Consider the following 3,665-nt stretch of genomic DNA (forward strand, 5'->3'; position numbering starts at 1 on the left):
CGACCCCTGTGCGGTTCGGCGAACCGTCCGAGCGCTTCCCCAAGCACTGGACCGTGATGACGTGGGTTCCCGGCGAGCCGCTGGACCACGGCTCGATCAGCTGCGGTGCCCACGCGGCCGACACACTGGCGAGCTTTCTCCAGGCGCTCCATGTGGAGGCGCCCGCCGAGGCCCCGGCCAGTTCGGACCTCGGCGCTCACCCCAAGAGGTGCACGGGCGGCTTCGAGCAGTTCTTGCAGGCCATTGACCCCGACGCCGTCGGCGATGTCCGCGCCGTCCGGGCCGTCTGGGCCGATGCCGTCGCGGCCCCCGAGTGGGAGGGCCCGCCGGTGTGGGTGCACGGCGACCTCCATCCCGCGAATGTCGTCGTCTCGGACGGAACGCTCTCGGGCGTGATCGATTTCGGTGCCTTGTTCGCCGGCGATCCCGCGTGGGACCTCGGCGCCGCGTGGGTGCTGCTCCCCGCGGGCGCGGCCGCACGGTTCTTCGACGCGTACGCGCACGCGGACGAGGCGGCGATCCGGCGCGCCCGCGGGCTGGCCGCTATGAAGAGCCTCTTCCTGATGCTCATGGGGCAGAACGGAGATCGGGGTCTTCCCGGCGGCAAGCCGAACTGGGGACCTGCAGGCCGGGCGGCACTTGATCGTGTTCTGAAGGGCATTTGATGCACGCTTCTTTTGAACTTGTTCTCGATCTTGGTTGAGGGCCATGCGGCAGCCCACCTTCGTGAGTTCATCGATCACCACGCGTGGTGGGGATGCCAAGATCCACGGCCGTATGCTGCCCGTGGCCCCGATCGAGCTGGCGGAGCTTCTCCTCGGCGCCAGCCAGGCTGACCTGGAGACCTTCGACCTCGCCGAGCCAGCCTTCCGTCTCGGCTTCGGCGATTCGGGCGATCAAGTTGTCGCGGATCTCGGCGAGCCGTGCCCGCTGTGCCGGATCCGGTCGCAGGAGCGAGCATCTGACACAAGCGTGCACATGAATGCACGGGGCCCCGAAGGTGCGTGCGCAGGTGCCGATGGACACCTTCCGCTTCTCAAAGTGTGCGAGGAAGGCATCCCACAATGTGCGGAGGCAGGCCGTTCATGATCGCGTCCGTGACGAAGATGTGGCTTCTGCCCGTACTCACTGTGTGCGGTTGTGTTCGTGTGGCGATCGAGCAGGTGGCTTTCCATCGGGATGTTCGTGCTGGGGGTCGTCGCTCGTGTTGCGTTTCTGGGCAGGTCATGTGACGCAGATCACTAGCTTGGGGTGCTCGTAGAGCAGGTTGTCGGTGGTGCCTGCGATCGTGTCCTGCATGGGCGAGCTGGTCGAGCGAGTGGATGAACTGGACCGCGTGCTGGGAGTCGTGGATCGCGCAGAGGCGGAGCGTCGGCGATGGATGCATCGGATCGCGACGACGATCTGTCGCGATCCGATGCGGCGGATCCTCGTGCTGCGCCGAGCGGAGCAGCACACTCGCTTTCCCGGCCACTATGACGTGATGGTCGGCGGTGCCGTGGACGTGAGCGAGTCGTATGAGGACGCGGCAGCCCGCGAGCTGTCCGAGGAGCTGGGCGCCGGCGTCCCGGTGCGTTTCATGTTCAAGTTCCTGTGCCGGGATGGGGTCAGCCCTGTCTGGTTCGGGGTGCACGAGGCCGTGATCACTGAGCCATTGGTTCCAGATCCGTCCGAGATCGCTTGGCATGCCTGGCTCACAGAGCTCGAACTGCGGGAGGTCGTTGATCGATGGCCTTTCGTTCCCGGTGGGCGAGAGGCGTTGCGCCGATATGTTGTCGGGCGGGCGACGCGCTGACATGGCACATCTCATGCCTCCTCAGCCCTTCTTACACGGGTGTAACAGAGGAACCGGGGCTACGCTGCTTCCTGATCGGTGAGTGCGAACCCTGTCACCCGCTGTGGCGATGGCCCACGAGGACCTCAGCGGCTCGGGGCCGACCCGGCCACGGCGACCCGGTGCCCCCGGAAGGACACCGAGGACTGCTCGCAGGACATGCAAGTCGGGCGGACGAACGAATCAAGCGATCTTCAGCACCGCTCGCCGGACCGCCTCCAGATCGAAACGCTCCGGATCGAACTCCGCGGCGCTGGTCAACCCCGCCCACCGCACCAGGTGCTCGTGCTCCTCATGTCGGGGAACGGCCAGAGCGGCCCGGAACTCGCGATATCCCCACGTCCCGCCGCAGTCCTCCGGCGGGCACGCGCCTTCTCCCGCCACGACCACCGGATACCGGACACTCTCCTCAGCCTCCATCGTCCGCTCGACGACGATCTCGTGCTCCCAGCCGTCGCCGAGGTCATACTCCCAGCTGATCCGCGCGCCCTCGCCGCTCGCCACCTCGGCCAGGATGGTCGCCGTCTCGTCCAGCACATCGATGTCCCATTCGCGCGAGGGCCTGCCGTAGCGTCGCCCTTCGGCGGCGAAGAGGTGCAGGTGGTAGTCGGCCCACCCCATGGCCACTGCCAGAATGCGGTGCAACCGGGCCAGCGAGATCCCCGCGGACACGCGGAGTCGCCGCCACACCACCGGCTCATCGGTGTCCAGCAGCGTCACCTTGAGCTCGTACACCGGGTCGCCCGGACCGGCCTCGCCCAGGCTTCGCCGTACCGCCTCCAGGCCGAGCGGCGTCAGCGCGGCTTTCTCGTTCGTGACCTCGATCGCTCCCAGTCGCTCCAGTGCGCTCAGCACCCGTTCGGTGTCCTGGTCGTTGGCTTGCCTGGCGCGCTCGGGCTTCTCGATGACGAACGGCGCCGACGCCCGCTCCCAGGACAGCTCGTACAGCTCCGTAACCGGCGCGGACCCGCCGTACAACCGGGTCAGCAAGGTGCGCACCACCGGCGCGAACTCCTCATGCAACGGGGAGGTCCACCAGCCGCCCGGGCACACGGCCTCCGCCAGCCGTGGAAACGCCTCGAACGCCGCCTGCCACAGCGCGTGCGGGCGCGCGAGCATCGGCCCGGCCCTCTTCACCGGAACCAGCCGCCCTTTGACCACCCGCACCAGGCCGGCGGCCCTGGCCCACAGGAAGGTCCGCACCAACCCGGGCAGCTCGGCGCTGGATGTGGTCTTGAACACCCGCCCTCCGATGTCGGGGTCGACCACGTCACCGGTGTCCAGCAGGGCTACCAGTGTTCTGGCGTCGGCCAGCGTGATCTGGCCGGTGGCGGTCAGTTTCCGGCCCGCGCCGACCCACTCGGTGAATGCTCGCAGCTCCCGCACCACTGGGGATTCCTCTGGCTCATGCATGGATACAGTCAACAGCTCCTGGCCGCCCGGCTGGCCGTGGACGAAGAGGAGGGCGGCTACGACGCCGCGCTCCGGCTCCTCTCGTCGGACTCGCGGCCCACGGCCCTGTTCGCCTCCATCGACGACCAGGCGATCGGTGTCATGCGCAGCGCTGCCACCTGATCGGCGAATTGCCGGCCGCCCGGCTCGGCAGCCCTGCCCGACTCCGCTTCACCTCCTTGCAGGCGGTCATGGACCGCGGATTGGAGGTGCGGGCGTCACGGAACCGAGAACGGCGGTGTCGGGCGGTGCCCGTCAGGGCTCTTCCAGCGCGTAGGCGACCGCCCGGGACGGTCCGAGTCGCTTACCGTCACGGAAGGCCGCCGTGTACGCCCGTGCCCCCAGCGCGCGACGTGCCTGCTCGGCGCACTCCCGGTGC

At 68.3% G+C, this 3,665-nt stretch carries 5 protein-coding genes; 4 read left to right on the forward strand and 1 reads right to left on the reverse strand.

Annotation, left to right across the window (positions count from 1 at the left end; all coding sequences use genetic code 11):
* The 3 genes from AB0J09_RS59170 to AB0J09_RS59180 all read left to right on the forward strand — a co-directional run.
* Positions 1-665, forward strand: a 665-nt coding sequence (locus AB0J09_RS59170) for a phosphotransferase (protein WP_360712232.1), incomplete at its 5' end; no start/stop codon positions are given.
* A 43-nt stretch (positions 666-708) separates the two neighbouring features.
* Positions 709-1,089 (forward strand): hypothetical protein, encoded by a 381-nt coding sequence (locus AB0J09_RS59175; protein ID WP_360712234.1) that lies wholly within the window; start codon positions 709-711, stop codon positions 1,087-1,089.
* Between the two features lie 208 nt (positions 1,090-1,297).
* Positions 1,298-1,795 (forward strand): NUDIX domain-containing protein, encoded by a 498-nt coding sequence (locus AB0J09_RS59180; protein WP_360712237.1) that lies wholly within the window; start codon positions 1,298-1,300, stop codon positions 1,793-1,795.
* A 222-nt stretch (positions 1,796-2,017) separates the two neighbouring features.
* Here AB0J09_RS59180 and AB0J09_RS59185 read toward each other — a convergent pair whose 3' ends face one another.
* Positions 2,018-3,247, reverse strand: coding sequence for a plasmid pRiA4b ORF-3 family protein (locus tag AB0J09_RS59185; protein WP_360712240.1), 1,230 nt, complete (start codon positions 3,245-3,247; stop codon positions 2,018-2,020).
* On the opposite strand from AB0J09_RS59185, the gene AB0J09_RS59190 reads away from it, so the two are divergent.
* On the forward strand, positions 3,242-3,409 hold the full coding sequence (locus tag AB0J09_RS59190) for a hypothetical protein (RefSeq protein ID WP_360712243.1): 168 nt from the start codon (positions 3,242-3,244) through the stop codon (positions 3,407-3,409). The two genes, AB0J09_RS59185 and AB0J09_RS59190, sit on opposite strands and share 6 nt — an antisense overlap.
* The last annotated feature ends 256 nt before the right edge of the window (positions 3,410-3,665 follow it).

It is taken from the genome of Nonomuraea sp. NPDC049784 (assembly GCF_040659615.1).
Classification (GTDB): Bacteria; Actinomycetota; Actinomycetes; order Streptosporangiales; family Streptosporangiaceae; genus Nonomuraea.